At 69.4% G+C, this 23,163-nt stretch carries 20 protein-coding genes; 4 read left to right on the top strand and 16 right to left on the bottom strand.

Annotation, left to right across the window (positions count from 1 at the left end; all coding sequences use genetic code 11):
• Positions 1–16: 16 nt before the first annotated feature.
• The 3 genes from CFW40_RS18090 to CFW40_RS18080 form a co-directional block, all read right to left on the bottom strand.
• Positions 17–973 (bottom strand): pyridoxamine 5'-phosphate oxidase family protein, encoded by a 957-nt coding sequence (locus CFW40_RS18090; protein ID WP_088798877.1) that lies wholly within the window; start codon positions 971–973, stop codon positions 17–19.
• A 49-nt stretch (positions 974–1,022) separates the two neighbouring features.
• A complete protein-coding gene (locus tag CFW40_RS18085; protein WP_088798876.1) occupies positions 1,023–2,993 on the bottom strand; it encodes a globin domain-containing protein in 1,971 nt (656 codons plus the stop codon).
• A 451-nt stretch (positions 2,994–3,444) separates the two neighbouring features.
• Positions 3,445–4,080 (bottom strand): HAD family phosphatase, encoded by a 636-nt coding sequence (locus CFW40_RS18080; RefSeq protein ID WP_088798875.1) that lies wholly within the window; start codon positions 4,078–4,080, stop codon positions 3,445–3,447.
• Between the two features lie 240 nt (positions 4,081–4,320).
• On the opposite strand from CFW40_RS18080, the gene CFW40_RS18075 reads away from it, so the two are divergent.
• Positions 4,321–4,665: a hypothetical protein gene (locus CFW40_RS18075; RefSeq protein ID WP_088798874.1), complete on the top strand. Its 345-nt coding sequence runs from the start codon at positions 4,321–4,323 to the stop codon at positions 4,663–4,665.
• A gap of 52 nt (positions 4,666–4,717) precedes the next feature.
• Here the strand turns inward: CFW40_RS18075 and CFW40_RS18070 are convergent, their stop codons facing one another.
• Complete coding sequence (locus CFW40_RS18070) at positions 4,718–5,164, bottom strand: heme-binding protein (RefSeq protein ID WP_088798873.1); 447 nt, start codon at positions 5,162–5,164, stop codon at positions 4,718–4,720.
• 129 nt (positions 5,165–5,293) lie between these two features.
• A complete protein-coding gene (locus CFW40_RS18065; protein WP_088798872.1) occupies positions 5,294–6,514 on the bottom strand; it encodes an MFS transporter in 1,221 nt (406 codons plus the stop codon).
• A gap of 146 nt (positions 6,515–6,660) precedes the next feature.
• On the opposite strand from CFW40_RS18065, the gene CFW40_RS18060 reads away from it, so the two are divergent.
• Together CFW40_RS18060 and CFW40_RS18055 are read left to right on the top strand one after the other, a co-directional pair.
• The gene (locus CFW40_RS18060; RefSeq protein WP_088798871.1) at positions 6,661–7,191 is read left to right on the top strand and encodes a MarR family winged helix-turn-helix transcriptional regulator; all 531 of its coding nucleotides are present in this window, start codon (positions 6,661–6,663) and stop codon (positions 7,189–7,191) included.
• Positions 7,192–7,322: 131 nt separating this feature from the next.
• Positions 7,323–7,775 carry a GNAT family N-acetyltransferase gene (locus CFW40_RS18055; protein WP_088798870.1) on the top strand — a complete coding sequence of 151 codons (453 nt, stop codon included), beginning with the start codon at positions 7,323–7,325 and terminating at the stop codon, positions 7,773–7,775.
• 33 nt (positions 7,776–7,808) lie between these two features.
• On the opposite strand, the gene CFW40_RS18050 is transcribed toward CFW40_RS18055, so the two are convergent.
• The 4 genes from CFW40_RS18050 to CFW40_RS18035 all read right to left on the bottom strand — a co-directional run bounded on the left by CFW40_RS18050 (position 7,809) and on the right by CFW40_RS18035 (position 12,961).
• Positions 7,809–8,564 (bottom strand): TetR/AcrR family transcriptional regulator, encoded by a 756-nt coding sequence (locus CFW40_RS18050; protein ID WP_088798869.1) that lies wholly within the window; start codon positions 8,562–8,564, stop codon positions 7,809–7,811.
• Between the two features lie 499 nt (positions 8,565–9,063).
• Entirely contained in the window at positions 9,064–10,200 is a 1,137-nt protein-coding gene (locus CFW40_RS18045) for an alanine--glyoxylate aminotransferase family protein (RefSeq protein WP_371127194.1), read from the bottom strand.
• Positions 10,201–10,301: 101 nt separating this feature from the next.
• Positions 10,302–11,750, bottom strand: coding sequence for a serine hydrolase (locus CFW40_RS18040; RefSeq protein WP_088798867.1), 1,449 nt, complete (start codon positions 11,748–11,750; stop codon positions 10,302–10,304).
• 236 nt (positions 11,751–11,986) lie between these two features.
• Positions 11,987–12,961 carry a GlxA family transcriptional regulator gene (locus CFW40_RS18035; protein WP_088798866.1) on the bottom strand — a complete coding sequence of 325 codons (975 nt, stop codon included), beginning with the start codon at positions 12,959–12,961 and terminating at the stop codon, positions 11,987–11,989.
• 145 nt (positions 12,962–13,106) lie between these two features.
• Between CFW40_RS18035 and CFW40_RS18030 the strand changes: the two genes are divergently transcribed.
• A complete protein-coding gene (locus CFW40_RS18030) occupies positions 13,107–14,072 on the top strand; it encodes an NADP-dependent oxidoreductase (protein ID WP_088798865.1) in 966 nt (321 codons plus the stop codon).
• A gap of 198 nt (positions 14,073–14,270) precedes the next feature.
• Here the strand turns inward: CFW40_RS18030 and CFW40_RS18025 are convergent, their stop codons facing one another.
• The 7 genes from CFW40_RS18025 to dnaB all read right to left on the bottom strand — a co-directional run bounded on the left by CFW40_RS18025 (position 14,271) and on the right by dnaB (position 23,107).
• A complete protein-coding gene (locus tag CFW40_RS18025; protein WP_256331416.1) occupies positions 14,271–14,810 on the bottom strand; it encodes a GNAT family N-acetyltransferase in 540 nt (179 codons plus the stop codon).
• A gap of 33 nt (positions 14,811–14,843) precedes the next feature.
• Complete coding sequence (locus CFW40_RS18020) at positions 14,844–17,492, bottom strand: TniQ family protein (protein ID WP_088798864.1); 2,649 nt, start codon at positions 17,490–17,492, stop codon at positions 14,844–14,846.
• Positions 17,489–18,379: an AAA family ATPase gene (locus tag CFW40_RS18015; protein WP_256331417.1), complete on the bottom strand. Its 891-nt coding sequence runs from the start codon at positions 18,377–18,379 to the stop codon at positions 17,489–17,491. The genes CFW40_RS18020 and CFW40_RS18015 overlap by 4 nt, the downstream gene beginning before the upstream one ends.
• 66 nt (positions 18,380–18,445) lie before the next feature.
• Positions 18,446–18,607 (bottom strand): hypothetical protein, encoded by a 162-nt coding sequence (locus CFW40_RS38120; protein ID WP_256331418.1) that lies wholly within the window; start codon positions 18,605–18,607, stop codon positions 18,446–18,448.
• Positions 18,604–20,733 carry a helix-turn-helix domain-containing protein gene (locus tag CFW40_RS18010; protein WP_088798863.1) on the bottom strand — a complete coding sequence of 710 codons (2,130 nt, stop codon included), beginning with the start codon at positions 20,731–20,733 and terminating at the stop codon, positions 18,604–18,606. The genes CFW40_RS38120 and CFW40_RS18010 overlap by 4 nt, the downstream gene beginning before the upstream one ends.
• Entirely contained in the window at positions 20,730–21,398 is a 669-nt protein-coding gene (locus tag CFW40_RS18005; protein ID WP_256331419.1) for a TnsA-like heteromeric transposase endonuclease subunit, read from the bottom strand. Before CFW40_RS18005 ends, CFW40_RS18010 begins: the two co-directional genes overlap by 4 nt.
• A 251-nt stretch (positions 21,399–21,649) precedes the next feature.
• Positions 21,650–23,107 carry a replicative DNA helicase gene (gene dnaB / locus CFW40_RS18000; protein WP_176956678.1) on the bottom strand — a complete coding sequence of 486 codons (1,458 nt, stop codon included), beginning with the start codon at positions 23,105–23,107 and terminating at the stop codon, positions 21,650–21,652.
• Positions 23,108–23,163 lie beyond the last annotated feature (56 nt).

Here is a 23,163-nt window from a genome sequence, read left to right as displayed (position 1 = left end):
CGTGCGGCGGGCTGTCTCAGCCGTCGCGCCGGTCGAACCACCCGCGGAACTCCGGATCGTCCTCCGCGGACCGACGGGGCTGGGCGCGGGCGAGCACCCGCTCGACCCGGTCGAGGAACTCCGCGTTCAGCTCCTCCACGAAGTCGTCCCGGCCCGGATCACGGGGCGCGCCCGGGTACGCAGGACCGCCCCGTGCGGCAGCAGGCGCGCCGTCCCCGGGCACCGGATCGCTTCCGTACACCGGTCCGCTTCCGTACACCGGGGCCGCCGCCTGGTACACCGCGTCATCGGTGTCCTCGTGCAGTCCGCCCCGAAGGTGCTCGTGCCCGCGCTCGGCGCGCCGGAAGGGCGGCCGCTGATCTGCCTCCGCCGCCGCGCCGAAGAAGTCGCCGCCCTTGCGCTTGGCGTCATCGGTGCCCCAGGCTCGCGCTCCGCGCTGCTGCGCCGGGACCTTCTGCAGATGCGGAATGTGCTTGGCGCAGTGGATATACGCCTCTTCGACCTCGACGGTCACCCACAGTTGGGCACGCCGGCCGGGGACCGGGTCGACCGGCAGACCCGGGTGCTGCAGCCGCATGTCCTCGTCCATGACGACGCGTGCCCGGCCGTTGACGTGCAAACCGATGCGGTCACGGGTGAAGTCGACCATCAAGATTCCCAGGCGCGGGTTCTCCGAGATGTTGCCGACGGACGCCATGACACCGTTGCCACGGTATTCCGGGTATGCCAGCGTCCGGGCATCGAGCACCTGGATGAACCCCGGCGGCCCGGCCCGGAACGTGGCATCGCACTCGCCGTGCCGGTCAGCCGTGGACAGGAAGAACATCTCCTGCCGGGCCACGAACTCCTGCATACGGACATTGAGATGGTCCAGGACCTGTTCACCGTAGAAACGGTCGGCCCGCTTGGTCGTACCGAGCCGCTGCTGCACCAGATGCTCGCCGTCGCTCCCGGGGCGCTCTTGCCGTGGCATGCCCCACCCCTCCCCTGTCGGACCGAATTCGACCTGTGCTGCCACAACCTCAATCTCCCGCCGGGACCAGCTCTTCCACGGAGTCGTGCCGGATGCGCTCGGTCGGGATGCCGACCCCCACCAAAGCGTCCACACCGCTGCGAATCAACCCTGGCGGCCCGGAAAGATAGGCGTCGTATTCCCGGAAAGGACCGTATTGCCGGACCGCATCGGGCAATTGACCCCTCTCGCTGCTCGTTCCGCCGCGGGCCGCCGGTCCGCTGGCGACGACCGGGCGCACGGAGAGCCACGGATGGGTCTGCTCCAGCTGCAGCATGGTGTCGAGATCGTAGAGGTCGTGATCGCTGCGGGCGCCGTAGAAGACCTCGACGGGGCGCCGGACGCCGTGTTCCGCGACATCCTCGACCAGCGCCTTGATGGGGGCGATACCGGTGCCGCCGCCGACGCACAGCAGACCGCTGCGCTTGCTGTGGTCGACGGTCATCGTGCCGCCGGGAGCGCCGAGCCGGATGACATCGCCGGGGCGGGCGCGGTGGACCATGGCGTTGGAGACCCAGCCGGCCGGGACCGCCTTGACGTGGAAGGAGAGCAGGCCGTCGGAGCGCGGCGCACAAGCGAAGGAGTAGTGCCGCCAGACCCGTGGCCACCAGGGGGTTTCCACACTCGCGTACTGCCCCGCGAGGAACGGGTAGGGCTGGTCCGGACGGACCAGTACCACCGCGATATCAGGCGTCCGCAGCTCGTGCGAGACGACCTCGGCCTGCCACCAGGCGGGCGCCACGGCCTCGTCCTCGGCCGCTGCATCGATCATGATCTGCGAGATCGCGGTGTAGGCCCGTACCCACGCGGCCTGCGTCTCGGGCCCCCAACTGGACGTCGCATAGCGTGCGAGCGCGTTGAGCAGGCATTCGCCGACGGCCGGGTAGTGGTCGGGCTGGGTGCCGTATTTGCGGTGACCGCGCCCGAGGTTCGCCAGGTAGGCCGTGAGCACCTCGGCGTCGTCGACATGCTGGGCGGCGGTGAGCAGCGCCTTGAAGAGCCGGTCGCGCTGGGTGTCCATCGACGCGGGGAACAGCGCCCGCAGATCGGGGTACTGGACGAAGAGCAGCGCGTAGAAGTACGAGGTGACCTTGTCGGCCACGGGCTCGATTTCCGCCATGGTGCGACGGATGAGCAGCGCGTCGGGGGAGGCGGGCGTGGCGGACGAGGCCGAGGCCTGCAGGGCGTCGAGAGAGGGCGCCGGGGCAGGGGCCGCGGGTCGCGTCGTGGGGGTGAAGGCAGGGGGAGCGGCGGGGGCCTGGTGCTGGGCGGCCGGTGCCGCGGCGGGCACGCCACCGGTGGGGGCTCCCGCGGGCGCTCCCGTGGCGCGCGCCGTTTCGTGTACGGGCTCGGGTTCCCGGCCCCGGGCGGGTTCGCGCTCCCGGACCGACTGGCGGTCCATGGGTGGCTCACCGCGCCAGGCGGGCTCGGCCTCGCGGCGTGGCGGGGCGGGAGCCGGCGCGGTGTTTCCTGAAACTGAGCCGCTTCCTGGAACCGCAGTGTTTCCCGGAGCTGTGGTGGTCCCTGGGGCTGCGGTGGACTGCTCGGGATAGGCGGCCGGGAACGGCTGCTCCAGGTAGCCGGCCGGGAAGGGCTGCTCGGGGTAGCCGGCTGCCGCGGACGGCCGGTCCGCTTCGTGTCGCGGCGAGGGTGCCTGCGACGGCTCCGTCTCCCGCTCGCGCGCGGCGGCAGTGCCTACCGGCCGGATCGGATTGACCGGCCGACTGGGTATCTGTTCCCGGTCGTTCCGTTCATCTCTCTCGTTCCACTCATGGCGGTCTCTGCGGTCGCCGTGGTCGGGGTGTTCACTCCGGTCGCCCGGTTCTGCCGGTGCGTCCTGGTTCTGCTGCCGGTCCTGGCTGTTTTGCCGTTCCTGCTGTTCTCCGGAGGACTTCTTCGCCGGTGGAGTGAACCAACCCCAATCGCCACTGCTCCCGCCGGAAGAGCCACTATCGGCCGACGTGGTGGTCGGAGCGTCCATGGTCTGCCTCGCCTCGAACGTCTTTCGGTTGTCTTCGCACTTCCGTGGAACGGAACTGCGCGGAATTCCCCCGTCCTGCCCCGGAATTCTTCATCGACTCAAGCGACTCCGGCAACACCCTCCAAAGCGGACATATCTCACTCCCTTGCGACAATGCGGAGCAGATGCCGCGTCAGCAGCATGCCATCCCCGCTCACCACATCGGACAAATAGCCGGAAGTCCGGGCGTCGAGGGCCGCTTCGCCGCTAGGCTGACGAGCTTTGAGCTCGCCCTTCGCGCACCGCTGGAATCCATGCCTCCGCCAAGTCGGACTCGACCATACCGGCAGCAGTTGAAACCACAAGCCCTGATCTTGGAACACTCCACGCGGCCCTTCCGATAACAGTGATCCTCCCCACAGACGGCGTTTTCCGCGTACACAGTGGACGAAGCCGTCGGAGGGGCTCGGAATTACCGGCCAGTACGCACCAGTTCGTATGCCTCCCGCAGATCACCGCCTGCGTACGCATATGAAGCCAGCCCACTGACATGGTGATCCGCATTCACGGCCACGGACTGCGGAACTGCGGCGAACAGTTCGGCGTCCGACATGGAGTCGCCGTATGCCACGCAGTCGGCCCGGGTCAGCCCGTACTGCACGCAGAGTTCATCGGCAATCCGTACCTTCGCCGCCGGCGAGAGGATGCCGGCCGGCTCCACCGCCGCGCGGATCGGCAACGCGGGCCAGCGGGAACCGTGTGCCGTATCGGCGCCCCAGGCCAGCAGCCGTTCGACGAAGAAGCCCGGCGAGAGAGAAATCACCGCGCACCGTTCGCCGCGCCTTCGGATATCCGCCCAGACTTCCCGGATTCCGGTCAGCCAGGGTGAGCCGTCAAAAGCCGCGGCCACCGTGAGTTCGGTCAACTCGGCGGCCCAGAGGTCACATGCCCGCTGCGCGAACTGCAAGGGAGTCAGTTCACCCGCGACAAATCCGCGTTCCAGCTCGGCGATCTCCCGGTCCAGCCCGAGCTGCCGGGAAATCTCCACGGCGGCCGCGGACCCATGCAGCAGAGTCCCGTCCATGTCGAACAGATGCAGCTTGCTCATGCCCCGGAGCCTAGGAGGCGCGAGGGCGGCTGACGAGAGCGAGAGTCTGGGGGAAGGGCGTTGCGGCCGGGGCCGGCCGCAGGGCCGACGAGCCCGGGAAATTACCGGAACCGTACGATCGGGGCCCCGGAGCGAGTTGTGTCCGGCGCCGTACGTCGCGGGGCGTACTCAAGCCCGCATACGTGCGGATACTCCCGGCGGCAGAGGTACCGCGGGGCGAGCGGCGCCACCGTGGAAGCCATGCAGCAGCTCAGCCGACCCGCCCGCCGGGCCCTCCTCGTCCTTCACATCGCCGTTTCCGTCAGCTGGCTCGGTCTGACCCTCGGATTGCTCGCGCTCGACGTCACCGGTTACACGACCGACTCCCCCGACATGGCCGGCGTCGCCTGCCGGGCCATGAAGCTCTTCGGTGACTGGCTGGTCCTCCCCGTTGCGCTGGTTTCGCTGGTCAGCGGGCTGGTGCTGTCGGTGGGCACCGCCTGGGGGCGCGGCAGCCGACGGCGCGAAGCACAGTCGGCCGTGGCGCGCGCCGGCCGGGCACGAAAGAGCGGCATCACAGGCGCGGGCGTCCGTCAGGTCCTTTGACCACAGGCCCACGGAGACCGAAAGACGCGCCCCGGCCACAGGAGGAGCCTCGTCAGGCGAGGTCGGCCTCCGCTATCGCCTCGGTGACGATCCGGTGGTCCTGCTCGGGGGCACCGCCGCCGAAGCCGAGCGCGCCGATCAGCCGGCCGTCCCGGTGGAGCGGCACACCGCCCGCGAGGAAGAGCAGCGGCCGGTCCAGCGCCGTGGGCAGGGTGTGGAAGAGCCCGTCGGGCCGTACGAGCTCGACCAGGTCAGCGGTCGGGGCGTCCAACTGCAGTGCCGTGTACGCCTTGCGGGTGCTGGTCTCCCCCGAGATCAGCACGGCCGCGTCGTCCCGCCGGAAGCCGAGCAGATGACCGCCCGCATCCAGGACGCTGACGCTGCCCCGCACCCCGATGCCTTCGGCGGCACGAACGGCAGCGTCGATGATGCCCTCGGCATCGCGTGTGGTGAGCGGACGGACGGTGGGGGTGGGCGTAACAGAGGTGGTGGTGCTCATGAGGACTCTTCCTTGGGTGCGTGGTGGTGCTGGGGATGTGTGCTGCGCTGAGGGTGTGTGGCGCTGGGGGTTCGTTGGTCCGGTGATGGCCGTGCGCCGTTGATGCGAAGGTGCGATACGGCGGGATTGTCAGCCGTGCGCCGCTGCTACGGGCTCGTCGGCGGTCGCGTCGGCTCCGCCGGCGGCCACCACGCAGCCACGGCCTGTCTGACGCCGCTCCAGCGCGGTGGCACATATCGCCACGCCCAGCGCCGCGACGGTCATCAGCGCACCGACCCCGTTGGGCGCGGTGTAGCCGAGGCCGGCGGAGATGACGATCCCGCCGAGCCAGGCGGCCAGCGCGTTGCCGAAGTTGAAGGCCGCGATATTGCCGGCCGAGGCGAGGGTGGGCGCCGCGGCCGCCTGGTCCATCACCCGCTTCTGCAGCGGCGGAACGGTGGCGAAGCCGAAGATGCCGATCAGCGCGATGGTGACGATGGCGGCGGTCTTGTCGTGCGCGGTGAAGTGGAAAGCGGCCAGCGACAGTGCCAGACCGGTCATGGACACGAACAGCATCGGCATCATGGCGCGGTCGGTGAAGCGACCGGAGACCAGGTTCCCGCCGACCATGCCGAGGCCGAAGACGGCCGTCAGCCAGACCACGGAGGACGGCGCGAAGCCGGTGACCTCGGTCATCATCGAGGCGAGGTAGGTGACGGCCGCGAAGACACCGCCGAAGCCCAGGATCGTCATCAGCATCGCGAGACCGACCTGCGGGTTGCGGAACACCGCGATTTCGCTGCCCAGCGGAGAGGCCGCCTTCGCCTCCTGCGCCGGGACCAGCTTGGCGATGCCCAGCAGGCCGAGCACACCGAGCGCGGTGATGGCGTAGAAGGTGGTGCGCCAGTCGGACTGCTGGCTGAGCATGGTGCCGGCCGGTACGCCCACGACGTTGGCGATGGTCAGGCCGCTGAACATCAGCGATATGGCGGTGGCCCGCTTCTCGGGCGCGACGAGGTCGGCGGCGACGAGCGCGCCGATGCCGAAGAACGCTCCGTGCGTGAACGCGGCCACGACCCGCCCGGCGAGCATGATCCCGAAGTTGGGCGCGGTGGCCGTGAGCAGGTTGCCCACGATGAACAGGCCCATCAGCAGCATCAGCATTTGCTTACGGGTGAAGCGCGTGCCGACGGCGGTCATCAGGGGCGCTCCGATGACCACGCCGAGCGCATAGACCGTGGTCGCGTATCCGGCGAGGGGAATGGAGACACCAAAACCTGCCGCCATGTCGGGCAGCAGGCCCATGACCGCGAACTCGGTCGTTCCGATCCCAAAGGCACCGATGGCGAGAGCCAGGAGTGCGAGAGGCATGACGGATCCCTTCAAATGATTGCGTCCATCCCTTACAAGCGTAGACAATAATTGCAGACGCGGGTTAATTGCAAGCGCCGCATATTTCGCCAGTGCCCTACCCTGGGGTGGTGCGCCCATGAGGCGCGCCCTTGAGGAGGTCGTCGATGACGCAGCAGACGCGGGAGATACAGGAGCAGCAGGAGGCGGTGGAGAGACCGCAGTCGGCAGCACCGGCCGATCCCGGCTGCCCGCCGGCCCCGGCCCCTGGACTGGCGCAGGGCTGGTGCGCGCTTTCCGCGCTGCACAGCCGCATCGAGTCCCACATCGAGCGCGCCCTGCAGACGCACGGCCTCAGCGTCCGTGAGTTCTCGGTCCTCAATGTGCTCAGCGAGCAGCACGACGGCCCCGGCGGCCATCTGCGGATGCACCAGGTCGCGGACTCCGTCGTCCTCAGCCAGAGCGCCACGACCCGCCTGGTCACGCGACTCGAGGAGCGGGGACTGCTCTCGCGCTACCTGTGCCCGGACGACCGGCGCGGCATCTACACCAATGTGACGCCCGACGGCCTCGCGCTCCTGGTGGAGGCCCGGCCCACCCATGACGGCGCACTTCGTGAAGCCCTCCAGGACGCCGCACAGCGACCCGAGTTGGCACCGCTGGTCACCGCCGTCGAAACGCTCGCACCACAGGAGTGACGCCGAAAGCCCGCTGGAGTGACGCCCAGAGCCCGGAGGGCCGAGGCTGACGGGGCTGACGGGCCGACGGCTGGAGGGGGCGCGGCTGCCTGCCTCCCGCCCCCTCGACCGCACGGCATAAGGTCACGCCCATGAGCGATATCGAGATACGCCGCGCGACCGAGGCCGACCTGCCCGCCATCATCGCGATGCTCGCCGACGACCCCCTGGGCGCCGCCCGCGAATCGCCGGACGACCTGGCTCCCTACCGCGCCGCGTTCGAGGCACTGGCTGCCGACCCGGGGCAGCACCAGATCGTCGCGGTCCGCGAGGGGCGAACGGTCGGCACGCTTCAGCTCACGGTCATCCCCGGCCTGTCCCGGCGCGGCGCCACCCGCGCGATCATCGAGGGGGTACGGGTCCACAGCGACGAGCGCGGCAGCGGCCTCGGCACCCAGCTCATCGAGTGGGCAGTCGCGGAATCCCGCACACTCGGCTGTCAGATGGTCCAGCTCACCTCGGACGCGACCCGCGTCGACGCCCACCGCTTCTATGAGCGCCTCGGCTTCGAGGCCTCCCACCTGGGCTTCAAGCTCCAGCTCTGAGCAGTGCGGCTGCCGATGCGCGGCCTCATCTGATCACGCCTGCTGGGTGCGTCCCCGTGTCCGGTGTGCCTTCTGCCGACAGGCACCACCGCAGTAGCGCGGGGGCCGACCCGTGCGCGCCGCCGCGATCGCCGCGCCGCACACCCCACACCGCGCTTCGTTACGTTTCATGCGCTCCCCCGGAGGTTTCGTTACGGCTGTTACGGTGTGCGGCGGCCGCAGTGCATCGCACATCAGCGCCGTCATCCGGCCCTGTTCCCCCGGCTCAGCGCCGGTTGCCGCCCGGGCCCGCTCCATGGAAAGACAGCCCACCAGCAGGGCCCTGAGATCCGCTATGCCGACGTCCCGCCGTACGGCGCCTGCCTCTTGGGCTCTCCCGAGCAGGACCTCCAGCGCATCGTCGAAGCCCTGGCCGACCCCTGGCGACGGTTCGAAACGGCCCGCGCCGGCGGCTTCCAGTGCGTCACACAACGCCTTGTTCCGTGAAGCGAGCCGCACCACGGAGGAAAGGAAGCGAAAGAACACCGCACCAGGGTCCGGCGCCTCGGCCAAGTCCCTTGCGGTGTCGGTGAAAAGCTCGATCCGCTCCACGATCGTCGCCCTGAAGAGGGCTTCTTTGGAAGGGAAATGGCGGTAGACGGTGCCCGCGCCGACGCCCGCACGGCGCGCGATCTCCCCGAGTGGTACGCCCAACCCCTGTTCCTCGAAAGCGAATCGAGCCGCCTGGAGTACGAGTGCCCTGTTGCGCCGCGCATCCGCACGGGGGCGCGTGACACCACTCTGGATCACCGCCGGACCTCCTGAGAAACGTCGACACCCGGTGCGCTCGTCCCGCCTTTTCAAACGGGTCGCTCGTTCCGATTCTATGAGAGGGTTCCAGCAAGATCGTTCAGGGCCTCAGCGGCGCGGCGGCCGGAGAAACGGAACCGCAGTCGACGTCTGAGCGGACAGGGGCCCTGCCGGCGTCTCGTGTGCCCAGCCGACCCCCGGAGCCTTGGGCACGCCACCGGGCCGCTCCTGACAGGCGTCAGGGCGGATAACCGCCGGCCACGATGCCGCCGGTGCCGGATCCAGGAGAACAACGCCCCTCGACTTCCCCCGCCGTAAACGCTCAACTTCCCTATGAGTAAAGGAGGTTGGGGAACACTGAACCCTCGGGGCGTGCCCCCACGGGCCTGGGTGTTTCACGTGAAACGACGTCGCTTCCGGATACACGTGTGGGGTCGTGTTTCACGTGAAACACGACCCCACCACGACCACGTGCCCTACGGCTGGGCGCAGACTCGCCTCAGTGTGCAGCCACTGCGTCCCACGCGGCGGCCGCCGCCTGCGCCGCGCCCTCGGCAACCACGGACGCACCCAGCGCCCGCAGCCCGCCCGCCAGTGCCGCCAGCGAATCCATGACCGCCGCCCGGTCGGCCGCGCGGCCATAGTGGTTCACCCGGATCATCTCCTTGGCCAGCGCACCCGCCGCTGCCTGCACCGGTACCGCTGCATCCACCGCAAGCGCGGCGGTCACGATCTCCCGGGCGTCCACGCCCTCAGGCGCACGCAGCGTCGTGGCGGCCGGCGCCGCGTCCTCGTCACGGACGACGTAGGGAGCGAGACCGTCCAGCGCCCGCACACCGGCCCTGGTCGCCGCGGCCGCCGCCCGGTGCCGCGTGATGACGGAGTCCAGGCCCTCGGCGTGCAGACGGTCCGTGGCCTGCTCCAGCGCGAGCATCTCCAGTTGCGCCGGGGCGTGCGGCAGTGCCGTGCGTCCACCGTCGATCCAGCGCTCCTTCCAGTCCAGCAGCGAGAGATACGAGCGCCGTGGAGCCTGCTCATTGGCGGCGATCCGCTCCCACGCACGGGCACTGACCGAGACCGCCGACACCCCGGCAGGGCCTGCCATCGCCTTCTGCCCACCGATCACACACAGGTCCACGCCCCATTCATCGGTGAGCAGAGGCTCGGCGCCCACCGACGCCACCGCGTCCAGCATCAGCAGCGCGCCGTGCTCCCGCACCACCCGGCCGAGCTCCGCGACAGGGTTGGTGTTGCCGGTAGCCGCCTCCGCGTGCACCAGGCTCACGAAGTCGATCTCGGGGTGCTCCCGCAACGCTTCCGCCACCTGCCGCGGGTCGACCGCACCCGTGAACGGCGCGGTGACGGTGACCACCTCGGCTCCGCAGGAGCGCAGCCAGCCGCCGAACGTCTCGCCATAGGGTCCGGTGATGATGTTGAGCGCGGTGCTGCCGGGCCGCACCGCCGAGCGGATACAGGCCTCCAGGGGCAGCAGCGCCTCGCCCTGCATCGCCACCACATCGCAGCGGGTGTGCATCAGGGCGGCGACCTTGTCCTCGATCCGCGCGAAGTGAGCAGCGGTAAGCGGGGGCAGGTCGAGCAGATCCGGGGCGGCGGAGTTCGCGGTCGGGTCAGACACGGCAGTCACAGGGCCTTCCAGCGGTAGCGAGCCGACTCGGCGCGGCTCCTGACATCTGGTTCGACTGTACGTCCGCTTCCCGGCCCCCTGCCGTACAGGCCTCACACCCTCCAGCCCTGCGGATCCACCCCACCGGGCACCGTGTCCGACGGCTCGTACGGTCCGCGGGTGAACACGAAGGTCGCGAGATCCAGATGGCTCACCGAGCCGTCCCGCTCCCGCACCACGCGGAGCGTCTCGCCCGCGTAATAGCCGTCCAGCCCCGTCCATGTGCCGTCCCCCTCGGCCCGGAACCGTGAGAGCCGCCCTGTCCCGGACAGCGGCGTGAGCTCCAGCCCGCCCCCGTCCCGCAGCCGCAGGAGGTGCGGGTTCGCGCCCCAGTACCAAGGCCCGGTCAGCGCCAGCAGGTGCGGATCCAGCGGCCCGGGCATCGGGCGCCAGGGCTCGGGGATCCGGGGCTCCAGCTCGCTCACCGCCCCGGCGAGATCGGCGGCGAGGGCCGCGACCGCCGGGCCCGAGGTGCAGTTGGCGAGCACGACCGCGGCAACGTCCTCCTCGGGATCGGTCCACAACGCCGCCAGAAAGCCGGGCATCGAACCGACATGCCCGGCCAGCAGCCGTCCTTCGCGCCGTACGAGCTGAAGGCCCAGTCCATACCCCGCGTCCCATGCGTTCCCCTCCGGCGGTACGGCCGGCCTCCGCATCTCGTCCAGGCTCGCCGCACCGAGCACCCGCTCGTCGCCCCGCAGCAGAAACGCCGCCCACCGGCACAGGTCCTCGGCAGTGGACCACAACTGCCCCGCGGGGCCCATCAAACCGGTGTCCTCGGCCGGCTCCGGCAGCACGGCGTCGGCCCACGGGTGGACCGCCCAGCCGCTCGCGTGCGGGCGCTCCGGCCCCAGCGTCGTGCGTCCCATGTTCAGCGGCTCCAGCACCTCGTTCCGCAGCACCTCGCCCCACGGGGTTCCGCCTCGCAGCCGTTCGACCAGTGCGCCGAGCAGTGCGTAGCCGGGGTTGGAGTAATGGTGGCGCCGTCCGGCGGGGAGCCGGTGCGGCCGCTCACCGAAGAGGTCGGCCGGCTCGGGCCGCAGGGCTCCCGTGGTCCGTTCCCACCATGGCCCCCGCGCCTCGGCCGCCAGTCCCGCACTGTGCGCGAGCAGTTGAGCGATCGTCGCGTCCGGCACCGGAGTCCCGTCCAGATGCCTGCCGACCGGGTCCTCCAGGCACAGCAGCCCCTCGTCCCGCAGCCGCATGACCAGCACGGCGACAAAGGTCTTGGTCAGCGAACCGATCCGGTACTGCACCTCTCCGTGCGGCGCCTCTCCCTCCACCGAGCCCCGGCCGGCCGTCCACACCGTCCGCCCGCCGCGGACGACCGCACCCGTCATGGAGGGTGCGCGCCCCTCGGTCTGCCCGACCGCCAGCCGGTGCAGCAATGCCCGCCGCGTCTGGGGCAACAACTCCGCGAACTCCTCGGGAGCAGCGGCCACCCGCGACAGAGGGCCCGCCGCCCCCGGCGCGTGGAACTGCGTGGACTCTCCGATGGTCATGGCGCTCCTCAACAGCGGATCCGGTTCGGCCGGGCCCCATCCTCGCCGCATCACCGCAGCGCTGCCGCCCCGGTCAGCGCGCCCAGTTCGCTCTGCTCCTCCTCGGGGAGCCACCGCGCGGTACGCGGCCCGCCCCAAACCGGCCCCACCCCTCGACCGGTCCCGTCGGCCGACCGGCCTCACCCGTCGGCCGGGCTCACACGTCAACCACCGTCACCCGGCACGTCCTCAGGCCGTCAGGCAGTCAGCTCCGCCGCGCTCCGGAAGGTCCTCCGGTACGCCTGCGGTGACACCCCCACCGCACCGTGCAGATGCTGACGCAGGGAAGTGCCGGTGCCGAAGCCCGCGTGATGGGCGACGAGGTCGATGGACCAGTCCGTGGTCTCCAGCAGATGCCGGGCGCGTTCGACACGCTGCACGGCGAGCCACTGACCTGGGCTCATACCGACCTCGTCACGGAACCGCCGGGTGAGGGTGCGCACGCTGACCCGGGCGTGCGAGGCGAGGGCGTTCAGCGTGAGCGGCTCGCCAAGACGCTCCAGAGCCCATGCGCGGGTGGCCGCGGTACCGCCCGCCGAGGGGCCGGGGACGGGCAGCCGGATGAACTGGGCCTGACCACCGTCCCGCCAGGGCGGCACCACACACAAACGGGCCACTTCGTTGGCGACGGCGCTGCCGTGGTCACGGCGCACGAGATGCACACACAGGTCCACCCCGGCGGCGGCACCGGCAGAAGTGAGGACATCACCGTCATCGACGAAGAGCACATTGGGGTCGACACGGACCGTCGTGAACAGGCGTTGCAGCTGTTCGGCCTCCCGCCAGTGCGTCGTGGCCGGCCGGTGATCGAGCAACCCGGCAGCGGCCAGCACGAACGCACCGGTACAGATCGCCACCATCCGGGTGCCGGGCCGTACGTGCTCCAGCACCTTGCGCAGTTCGTCGGGCAGCCGGCCGTCCTCGACGATCGAGCCCAGCGCGTGGGACGGCGGGATGACGACGGTGTCCACGCTCGCGAGCACGGAGGCGTCCTCGGCGACCGCGATGTCGTAGTCGGCCTGCGCGCTGACCGGGCGTCCGTCCGGACTGCAGGTGACCACGGAGTAGAGGGGCTTGCCGTCGGGGCTGTGCGCGGCGCCGAAGATCCGCGCGGGGATCCCGAGTTCGAAGGGGACGACACCGTCCAGGGCGAGCACACCGACGCGATGCATGACCCGATTCTTTCAAACGTTGGCCATCTGGACACCGCCGGGGCCCCGCCCGCCACGGAAAGCTGGCAGCACCCCGGGAAACGCGGCCGCCCAGCGGCGCGGAACGCCCGTCATCGCCGTAGGCACCAGTACCAAGGAGACCCCCATGTCCGAGACCCGGACCCCGCAGATGCGTGCCGTCAGCCAGGACACCGCCGGTGGCCCCGACGTCCTCAAGATGATCACCACCGACCGTCCGGTACCCGGCCCGACGGAGGTCCTGGTCCGGGTGCACGCCGCGGGCGTCAACCCGACCGACTGGAAGAGCCGCGCCCAGGGCGAATTCCTCAGCGGCGCCAAGACCCCCTTCACCCTGGGCTTCGATGTCTCCGGCCTGGTCGAGGCGGTCGGGCTCGGCGTGACCGTGTTCGCGCCGGGCGACAAGGTCTTCGGCATGCCCCGCTTCCCGCACCCCGCCGGGGCCTACGCGGAGTACGTCACCGCCCCGGCGCGCCACTTCGCCCCCCTCCCGGCGAGCCTGGATCACCTCCAGGGCGCCGCCCTGCCGCTGGCGTCGCTGACTGCCTGGCAGGCCCTGGTCGACACCGCGCACGTCCAGCCCGGCGCGCGGGTGCTGGTCCACGCCGCGGCGGGCGGAGTTGGCCACCTGGCCGTGCAGATCGCCAAGTCCCGCGGCGCATACGTCATCGGCACCGCCCGGCAGGCCAAGCACGACTTCCTACGCGGCCTGGGCGCCGATGAACTCGTCGACTACACCCAGCAGGACTTCGCGGAGACGGTGCGCGACATCGACATCGTGCTCGACACCATCGGCGGCGACTACGGCGCCCGCTCGCTGCGCACCCTGCGCCCCGGCGGCACGCTGGTGTCGATCCTGCCGCTGGACGGCTCCTTCCCGGCCGCGCAGGCACGCGAGGCAGGCATCCGCGCGGGGTTCCTGCTCGTCGAGCCCGACCAGGCCGGACTGCGCGCCGTCGCCGACCTGGTGAACAGCGGAAAGCTGCAGGTCAACGTCGACACCGTGCTGCCTCTCGAGGAGGCCGCACAGGCGCACACCCTCGGTGAGACCGGCCGCACCACCGGAAAGATCGTCCTGTCCGTCGCGCCCTGACGGCGGTCAACCGTTGGCGTCCGTCATGTGCCGTGCGGCGCCGCGCACGCTGTAGAATCTCGCGGCTCATGGCATAGCACGATGCTGTGACCTGCGATGTCTCCCGGTGTCTCACGCCGTTGGCCAGGGCTTCCGTCTCACGGTCGTGTCATTTCCTCGGGTGTCGACCGCAGCTGGGCGGGCAGCGCCCCGCATCGCTCACTGAACGATGCGGAGGCCCTGGCGATCAACTGAATACATCGCTTGGGGTGCATCAAACTCCACGAAGCTGTCGATATGGCGCATGCCGATGGCTTCAAGGAGGCGGCACGAACGGACGTTGGCCTCTTGAGTGACCGCGATGACCGATGGGTTGTCCGAGGGGACGTTCCCCAAGGCCCACTCAACGACACCGGCCACGGCTTCACGGGCGTATCCCCGGCCCCAGTGTTCGGGCAGGAGCCCATAGGACACCTCCCTCCGGTCGTCGAATCGAGATGCTTGATCGATCAGCACGGAGCCAACGACGGTCATGTCCTGTCGGGTGGTCACGGCGAACGCGTTGGGGAGGTTCGCGAAATGCTGCTGGTAGGCGGGAAGCTTGTCTTCTGCAACGGGCCCACCAAGGAAGCGCCGGACCTCGGAGTCAGTCCAGAGCCGGGTGAATTCCTTCACGTCGGTGGATTCGGCGGGACGCAGTAGGAGCCTGGCCGTGCTGATGGTGGTGGGCCAAGGGTTCGTGGCAGGCATCGACGACATGACCTGAGCATCGCAGTACGACCCAACGTCCGCTCACCGTTGTCTCATTTCCTCAGCCGGCACCTTCTGGGCGGCTGAGGTGACGCGTTTCCCGAATCGGGTCAGTTTCATGGCCGTGCCTCGTTCGGCTCGTTCGAAGAGGGGCTGTCCGAGGTCCGCTTCGAGGCGGTTGATCTGGACTACCAGGGTGGATTGGTGGATGCCGAGGGCTCGGGCTGCTTCGGTGAGGGTGGGGTAGGGCCGGGCTGCCAGGAAGCGGGAGAGCCGCTTCCGCGCGTATGGGCCGGTGAGGGCTTTGCGGAGGATGACGGGGAGAGCCTCGGCTTCGTCGGCGGTGCGGAGGGCGGTGTGGTGGCTGGCTCCGCCGCGTGGCCGGAGGGGGATGTTGTAGGTGTGGGCCCAGCGGGCCATGTTCGCGGTGCTCATGCCGGTTTCGCGGGCGAGGTCCGGCAGAGTTCGGCGGCGGTGGACGTACTGCTCGATGAGCCAGGCCCGTTCGATGGTGCCGCGACGCTTGTAGTCCTGAGGACCCTCGCGGAGTGGGATGCCGTACTCCTTGGCGAGGTCGGTCAAGACTCTGCGGGAGAAGCCGGTGAGGGAGGCGATCTGCTGGAGGGATCGGTGTTCGTCGAGGTAGAGCTGGGTGAAGCGCTCTTCCGGGATGGCTTGCCGAGCTTGCTGTCGGATGCGGCCGGTGGCTCTGGCGGTGTTCTTCGTCAGCGGGGGTGGGGGTGCTGGGTGCTCGTCAAGGACGTGCCGAACGGCCTCGACGGTCGTGCCCAGGACCTGGGCTGCGTGCTGAATGGGGTGCTTGCGCTGTCGGACGAGCTGGTGCAGGCGGGGTAGGTCGACGTGCGCCGGGTCGGGTCCGGGAAGGGTGAGTCCGGCTAGCAGGGCGGTGGGAGGTTGCCAAGTCACGGGCTCGTCGTGGATGTGGTGTGAGGCCAGGAATTCGAGGGCTTCCTGCTGGAGGGCGAGCGCGAGTTCGGGGGTCTGAAGCGCGGTGAACCGCAAGGACGTTGCCCGGAACTCTGCGCTGTCGAGCCCGCCCAGGTCGTCGGGGACGGACTCGGCAGGCAGGCCGCTGAGGCGTCGGAAGAGCTGGCTGCGGGCGATGCGTTCGCGCCGTCCGGTCCCCGGCGGCGTTCCGGTGCGGCGGCAGATCTCCAGCCAACGGTCATGGGGAAGCAGGGCGGTGTAGTCCAGTCGTCGGCGCCGGCCGTAGTCGATGGGGGTGTCGTCGGTGTCGAGGTGGCCGGCGAGCCGGTCCAGGGCGGAGACAATGTCCGGCCACTGCGGAAGGTCGTCGAGTTCCTGGAGGAGGCGTGAGGTCTCGATGCCGTCCACGACGTCGCCGGCCAGTCCGGCGGCCTGGTCCAGGGAGGTGCGGCTGTCGGGGATCAGCAGCAGGGCAGCGAGGACGGGTGCCAGGGCCCGTGCATGGATTCCTTCGGGCGGTGTGAGCCGGACCGTCCAGGATGGCCAGAACATCGTGGGGATCTTGCTGGCTCGCTCCTCAATGTCCCGCGTGGTCCTTGTCGGCCGGCGGGGAGTCTCGGTCGTGATGCGGTAGCGCAGGTGCTCGCTGGGGCGGAAGGAAGGAGCAAGGGCAGCCAGGTGCACCGACTGCAGCACTGGGCTGATGCCCCGGCCCCAGTCGTCGATGCTGGTCGCCGAGATTTGCGTGAGTTCCTCGCGTACTGCTTCCAGCAGACCCCGCAGGGCCTCGCCGGCCGGGTGGATTCCTGGCTGTTCCAGGATGCCCAGGGCCATGGTGACCGCGACGGCGGCATCCACGGCTCGCGGCGGGGCCATGAACCCCGGGCGGTCCGCCGCCTGTTCGGTGTGCGGGGAGACCTGATCGGTGGCGAGGTGCGCTTCTGCGATGTCGGCCGGTATCTGTTCGGCGGGCAGGTCGCTCAGGACGCGGATGCCGAGGGCCCGGATGTCGGCCAGCACCGCCGGTGCCGACTGGGGAACAGCCCGGTAGGGGCCGAAGGCCACCGTTGCCCTGTCGATGATCTCCATCACCCGGTCCTGCGCCATGAGAACCGGATGGCCAGGAGGCAGGCGAAGCGTCGACGCGCGGGTCAGATCGGCGCCGCAGCCAGCCGTAACCGGACCGCCGGGGCGGATCGGCGGATTGCCGCAGAGTTCAGGCCGGGGAACGGACCGCCCGGAGCAGGGCCGCTGCCGTGGGACCCGTCCGCAGTACGGGCAGCGGTCCGCCAGCAGGCGGCGGTGCTGGGTGCAGGCGAAGGAGAAGCCGAGCCTCCAGGACAGCTGCCAGCGTCCGCCGCTGGAGTGGAGGCAGTCCGGGCAGAACCGGGATCCCCGCCCGCGTCCCCATAGGACATGCCGTGTCACAGCCCGGCCTTCGGAACTCAGCTGCAGGGCCCGTCCGTCATAGTGCGCCAGGGTCATGGCAGTGACCGCCTCCGGGACCGTGCCGGTGGCGTGCGCGACGGCGGCGGTCAACCGCTCGTCGAGGTAGATCGTCCAGTCCGCTGGGATGCCACGGAACTGGTTTCCGGCCCGCTGCCGGACCGGGAATCCGAAGTGCAGTAGAACATCACCGAGCGTAGTGTCCATCCGTCTGGCCGTCGCCTCCAGCCAGGAGTCCAGGGCCTCGCCGGGCAGTGGCGGCAGCCGGATCGGCAGGGTGCGGGCCGGCGCTCTCATGCGGCTCGTCGGCCCCGGGACCTCGGACGGCTGGTCAGCCGCTTCTTCTCCAGCGCGGCTTGAAGTTCGAGGCGGGCTGCCTCGGACGCCTCGTCGTTCTTCACCCGGTCCATCAGCTCCTGGTCCAGCCGTTCGGCGCCGGTGCGGACCGCCCGCTGGCAGCCGCGGTTGATCAGCGTCATCAGCGAACCGATGTGTCCGGTGCTGCGGGCGAAGAGGTAGTCCGACAGGTCGTCCGCGAGCATGCCGGGGTGCTTGTCGGTGAGCACGACGCGCTGTTCGAGGGCCAGCAGCATCTGCCGCCATTCCCGTCGCCCGACCTCCGCGTCGATGGTGAACGGACGCAGTCCCAGGCGGGTGGTGCGACGGCCGGTCTGGGCCAGAGCGGTGTCGCGCCCGTTCGTTCCCTCGCCGAACAGGCCCTTCTCCGCGAGCTCGACCCCCACCATCAGCAACGTCACCGGGAACTCGTTGGCGATCCACTTCAGGTGATTGCTCACCTCGATGCCGCTCTTCTGTCCCCATTTCAAAAAGTGCAGATCGTCCAGAACCACCAGTCGGACATCGCAGGACAACACGCAGTCCAGCACCCGCCGTCCGAACTGGGCGGTGGTGCCCCGCCCCTGTCCGGGGTGGCCGAAGAACTCCAGCATGGCTCGGTTGAGGTCCTTCATCCCGGTGTTCCCGGTCAGCCCGACCCGGCAGACGGGAATCCGCTCGTGCCCCTGGCTCGTGAACGGGCCCGACTCCTCGATCTCACGCTGGTGGAAGTCGCGGGCGAAGGCAAGCACCGAGGTCGTCTTGCCCAGCCCCGGGAACGCGTCGACGGCCACCGCCCCCTTGGCCTTGTCACCGTCCTGCTCGTTGCTGTCGACGATGTCCCACAAGTCCTCGTGGAGCTCTGCCAGTTGTGGTGTCTTGACCGGTCCGATGTTCGCGTGCCACTTCCGGCGCTACCGGTCGTAGTCCGCCCTCGCCTGCGTGGCCAGGGACTTCAGCTGCTTGCGGGTCAGCAGATCGGGCCGGCTGCGGCGGGGGCTCTCAGCGAACGCCTTGAAGTCCTCCTTCCGCGACAGGGCGAGATCTTCCGGCTCCGGAACGCTGCTGTCATTCACACGTCCTCCAGAGCATCGGCGTAGAAGTCGTTCTCTTCGGCGAGGTCCTCCAGATCGGCCTCGTCGTCGTCCCCCGTCTCCGTCACCACGTCGGGCTCCCGCGGTTCTGCGGTCTCCTCGTCCTGGCCAAGGGCCTTGCGTACGGACGGAAGCGAGACGACCGACTCCGCCTCACTCTCCGGAAGTTCGATGGCGGCCTGCTCGCGCGAGAGCCGCAGGGCCATGCGCCGCTCGGCAATCGTGGTGCCCAGCCCGAGGTTCCACCGCTGAAGCAAGTCGGCGACGGCCAGCCGGTCGTCGGGAAAGCGATACTTCGAGGCGGCCAGCTGCCGGGCGAATGTCAACGCGTCCTCGCTCAGCGGCATCTCAACCGACGGCGCGTGCTCCCAGGTCAGGGTGTGCCATTCGCGAGTTGTGGGGTTGCGAAAGTAGATCTTGGTGATGTCGTCGGGGTCCACTTGGAACGGCCAGCCGTTCTTGACTGGACTGTCGTAGGGGCTACGGATGCCCGGCTCGGGCAAGCCGGGGCCGCTGTAGCGGCGGCGGCCGATCTCGACCCCGTAGTGCTGGACCGTGCGCCACTTCGTCTGCAGGAACTCAAAGGCCAGGTCCCGGTCGCGGGGTGCTTCGATATAACCCGCCCGCGCCATGCCGTGCTCGAACATCTTCGCCGGGGACATCCGCAGACCCGGCAGGCCCGGATCGACCAGGCTGGAGTGAGGCCTGCAGTGATAGACCGACGCAGTCCACTCCCGGATGATCGCCTCAAGCTCGTCGAGGAAGAAGAACGCGTCGTCCTCCGGGTTCTCGCCCCGCGAGTGGATGTCGGGCCCCTTGTAGCCGGGCAGCACCTGAAGCAGCCCTTCCCGCAGGGTCCGGAAATAGCGCTCCACCGGGCCCTTGTCGCGGCCCGTTCGTAGCCTCGCTGGCTGAATCGAGATGCCCATCCGGCGGCAGACGCTGGTCAGATGCTCCGAGACGTAGACCTTGCCGTGGTCGACGACCAGCGTCTCGGGGACCAGGGGCGGCGAGGCCAGGCCCGGTCCGGTGGTGCCCTCGACGTCGACCAGGACGGTGCGGGGGATGCCGTGCTCGGGCCAGACCGCGTGCCGCGGCCAATCCCGCCCCGCCGGCCTCGGCCGAAACGACTGGAAAAGCACCGCGCTGACGTCCACCGCCTTCGTCGAGACCGGCGTGAGCCGGATCCCCGTGATGCACCGGGTGTACCAATCCATCCCGACACTCAATTCGGCCTGCACCCACTTCAGCGTCAGCGGGTCGAACGCGAAGACGTCCAGCCGGGTGGAGTCCATCAGCAGGTACTCGCCCGGCCGCGTCGGCCGCAGCTTGCCGTACTGACCCTCCGGCCGACCGACGATATCCCGGTTGCGCTTCGTACTCAGCCGGAACAGCGGATGTCGTCGCTCCAGCTCCTCCAGCAGCCGAAACGCCGTTGCCCGACTCGGCTGCGGCACCACCCCCTCACCGAACCGCGCAATCACCCGAGCCCGGGTCCGCTCGATCACCATCGTCCGCGACGGCCGCGACTGGTCGGTGTGCTCGACCATCACCTCCATCGCGGTCTCCACCCATCGGTCATCGACCGCGATCCGCGAATTCCGCGTCGGCCCCTTCCTGGGAGCGAGTCCAGCCTCCCCATGCTCCCGGAACTCGGCGATCCATCGTTTCAAGGTCCGTAGACCCACGCCGAGTTCAGCGATCTTCGCCGCGTATCTGGCCTCCAAGGGCTTCTCCGGCGAGTACTCGGAGCGAGGTTCCTCGTCGCGTGCGAGTTCGAGGCTGCCGGACCGATAACCCGTCAGCACTTCGCGGACGTGCTCAGCTCGTTCCAGGACCTTCCGCTTCTCCGCCACGTCGAGCTGCCCGAGAACCACTGAGGCGATCTCACCCTCGTCGTCCGCCGACGGTCCCGGGCCGTCAGGACTGATCGCAGCACGGTCGGAGAACAGCAGTTCCTTGAGTGACAACCGCAGAAGCCGCCCATGACCATCCTTCAAAACCACCTCGTTGCCCGCCGTGGTCGCTGCCATCTCCACCACCTCGACGGACTCCCCGTCGTAGCGGAAGCGCGTACCAACTCCAACCCGAGCCCCCGCCCTGCTCACGCTGCCCTCCTCAGAATGCGTGAAGGGCCGAGTGGCCGGTTGAGATCGGTGACAAGAGCCTGCGTCCAGAGCAAATGATGGACGGCGGCGCGCACTTGCGGCTCCGGATGATTCGGCAGGCACCCCGCGACTTGCTCCAGAAGAAGCCCGTCGAGATCCACGTCTCGGAGCTCTTCCAGAACCTGGGCTCTGAACAGCCAGTCTCTGCGGTAACCCGCCAGGAACCGAATGTTCTCCAGCTCCACGGCCGGAGGCTCGCTCCAGACCTCGTACTTCCACCCCCGCGATTCCACCGCCCGCCGGGTCCAGCCGAAGGTGAATGCCACCTCAGGCTTGGACAACCGGTGCAACGGCTTGACGTCAACGACCACCGGCACCTTCCCGGTGAGCAGGAGATAGTCCGGGATATGCCGACGCGCCTTCCCCTCAAGCACCGTCTTCAGAAGGAAAGGCTGGGCCACGATGCCGCGTACGGACGGATCGAAGTCGGCGAAGAGCAAGCGCGACAGTTCCAATCGCGACTCGTAGATCACGTGGTCGCGCATCGTCGCCGACCAGTAGGTACCCGAGTAATGCTTCTGGCCCCTGTGCCAGCGGAACGTCCGCCACGGATGAGCCGACTGCAGAAGCTCGACAGGCGCCGTACCCCAGTCTCGGTCCTCCACCAGAGGACCACGCCTCCGCCGGAGACTCACCGTCGCAGCGACACTGTCCATCGCGCACCCCCAGCCCACGGGCGCTGGCCCGCGCAGCCAAGGGTGTCAGCCGAACTTCAACGCGCGGTACGAGCCGGAACCCACTCACCCGAAAGGGTGAACGCCCCGACCGGCGAGTCTCACAACGGCGGCATAAGTGCCATCGATGTGCCATCGGAGATGAGATTGTGCCGCGAAATCTGAGACCCTACACGCGCCACTCACGTCTGCGCCATGTCCACGAAGCGCGAGTAGTGACCCTGGAACGCGACCGTGATCGTCGCCGTGGGGCCGTTACGGTGCTTCGCCACGATCAGGTCGGCCTCGCCGGCCCGCGGGGACTCCTTCTCGTAGGCGTCCTCGCGGTGCAGCAGGATGACCATGTCGGCGTCCTGCTCGATCGAACCGGATTCACGCAGGTCGGAGACCATCGGCTTCTTGTCCGTGCGCTGCTCGGGACCACGGTTCAGCTGCGAGAGCGCGATCACCGGGAGCTCCAGCTCCTTCGCCAGCAGCTTGAGGTTCCGGGACATGTCCGAGACCTCCTGCTGGCGGCTCTCGGCGCGCTTCGAGCCGCCGGACTGCATCAGCTGGAGGTAGTCGATGACCACCAGCTTCAGTTCGTTGCGCTGCTTGAGCCGGCGGCACTTGGCACGGATCTCCATCATCGACAGGTTCGGCGAATCGTCGATGTACAGCGGCGCGGCGGAGACATCCGGCATCCGGCGCGCCAGCCGTGTCCAGTCCTCGTCCGTCATGCTGCCGGAGCGCATGTGGTGCAGCGCGACCCGCGCCTCGGCGGACAGCAGACGCATCGCGATCTCGTTGCGTCCCATTTCCAGCGAGAAGATCACGCTCGGCAGGTTGCTCTTGATCGAGCAGGCCCGCGCGAAGTCCAGCGCCAGGGTCGACTTACCCATGGCGGGACGGGCCGCGATCACGATCATCTGGCCGGGGTGCAGGCCGTTCGTCAGGGCATCCAGGTCGGTGAAGCCCGTCGGCACGCCCGTCATCTGGCCCTGGCGCGAACCGATCGCCTCGATCTCGTCGAGGGCGCCCTCCATGATGTCGCCGAGCGGAAGGTAGTCCTCACTGGTCCGCTGCTCGGTGACGGCGTAGATCTCCGCCTGGGCGCTGTTGACGATCTCGTCGACGTCGCCGTCCGCGGCGTATCCCATCTGCGTGATGCGGGTGCCGGCCTCGACCAGCCGGCGCAGCACCGCACGCTCATGGACGATCTCGGCGTAGTACTCGGCGTTCGCGGCGGTCGGTACGGACTGGACGAGCGTGTGCAGATACGAGGCACCGCCGACCCGCGCAATCTCGCCGCGCTTGGTCAGCTCCGCGGCGATGGTGATCGGGTCGGCAGGCTCGCCCTTGGCATACAGGTCGAGGATCGCCTGGTAGACCAGCTCATGGGCGGGTCGGTAGAAGTCCTCGCCCTTGAGGACCTCGACGACATCCGCGATCGCGTCCTTGGACAGCAGCATGCCGCCGAGCACGGACTGCTCGGCATCCAGGTCCTGTGGGGGGACACGCTCGAAACCGCCTGCCCAGGAGCCGCCGTCGTCGTCGCGTTCCTGGCGGTCGCCGCGGCCGCGTCCCTTGCCCTCGCCCCGCCGGGAGCGGGCGGCCGGCAGCAGGTCGCTGGGACCGGAGTCCGCCCAGGGGTCTTCCATGGGCTCGGGAATGCTCACCCCGGCACCTCCTCCCGTCCGCGGCGCGGACCTTGCTG

The organism is Streptomyces sp. 2114.4 (assembly GCF_900187385.1).
In the GTDB taxonomy this organism is placed as follows: Bacteria; Actinomycetota; Actinomycetes; order Streptomycetales; family Streptomycetaceae; genus Streptomyces; species Streptomyces mooreae.
Note: the sequence above shows the minus strand (reverse complement) of the source record. Positions and strands in the feature narration are given on the sequence as shown.

Excerpts from the sequence above, each read along its gene's own strand:
- CFW40_RS18090 (WP_088798877.1), bottom strand. The coding sequence starts at position 973 with ATGCCACGGCAAGAGCGCCCCGGGAGCGACGGCGAGCATCTGGTGCAG.
- CFW40_RS18085 (WP_088798876.1), bottom strand. The coding sequence starts at position 2,993 with ATGGACGCTCCGACCACCACGTCGGCCGATAGTGGCTCTTCCGGCGGG.
- CFW40_RS18080 (WP_088798875.1), bottom strand. The coding sequence starts at position 4,080 with ATGAGCAAGCTGCATCTGTTCGACATGGACGGGACTCTGCTGCATGGG.
- CFW40_RS18075 (WP_088798874.1), top strand. The coding sequence starts at position 4,321 with ATGCAGCAGCTCAGCCGACCCGCCCGCCGGGCCCTCCTCGTCCTTCAC.
- CFW40_RS18070 (WP_088798873.1), bottom strand. The coding sequence starts at position 5,164 with ATGAGCACCACCACCTCTGTTACGCCCACCCCCACCGTCCGTCCGCTC.
- CFW40_RS18065 (WP_088798872.1), bottom strand. The coding sequence starts at position 6,514 with ATGCCTCTCGCACTCCTGGCTCTCGCCATCGGTGCCTTTGGGATCGGA.
- CFW40_RS18060 (WP_088798871.1), top strand. The coding sequence starts at position 6,661 with ATGACGCAGCAGACGCGGGAGATACAGGAGCAGCAGGAGGCGGTGGAG.
- CFW40_RS18055 (WP_088798870.1), top strand. The coding sequence starts at position 7,323 with ATGAGCGATATCGAGATACGCCGCGCGACCGAGGCCGACCTGCCCGCC.
- CFW40_RS18040 (WP_088798867.1), bottom strand. The coding sequence starts at position 11,750 with ATGACCATCGGAGAGTCCACGCAGTTCCACGCGCCGGGGGCGGCGGGC.
- CFW40_RS18035 (WP_088798866.1), bottom strand. The coding sequence starts at position 12,961 with ATGCATCGCGTCGGTGTGCTCGCCCTGGACGGTGTCGTCCCCTTCGAA.
- CFW40_RS18030 (WP_088798865.1), top strand. The coding sequence starts at position 13,107 with ATGTCCGAGACCCGGACCCCGCAGATGCGTGCCGTCAGCCAGGACACC.
- CFW40_RS18025 (WP_256331416.1), bottom strand. The coding sequence starts at position 14,810 with ATGTCGTCGATGCCTGCCACGAACCCTTGGCCCACCACCATCAGCACG.
- CFW40_RS18020 (WP_088798864.1), bottom strand. The coding sequence starts at position 17,492 with ATGAGAGCGCCGGCCCGCACCCTGCCGATCCGGCTGCCGCCACTGCCC.
- dnaB (WP_176956678.1), bottom strand. The coding sequence starts at position 23,107 with ATGGAAGACCCCTGGGCGGACTCCGGTCCCAGCGACCTGCTGCCGGCC.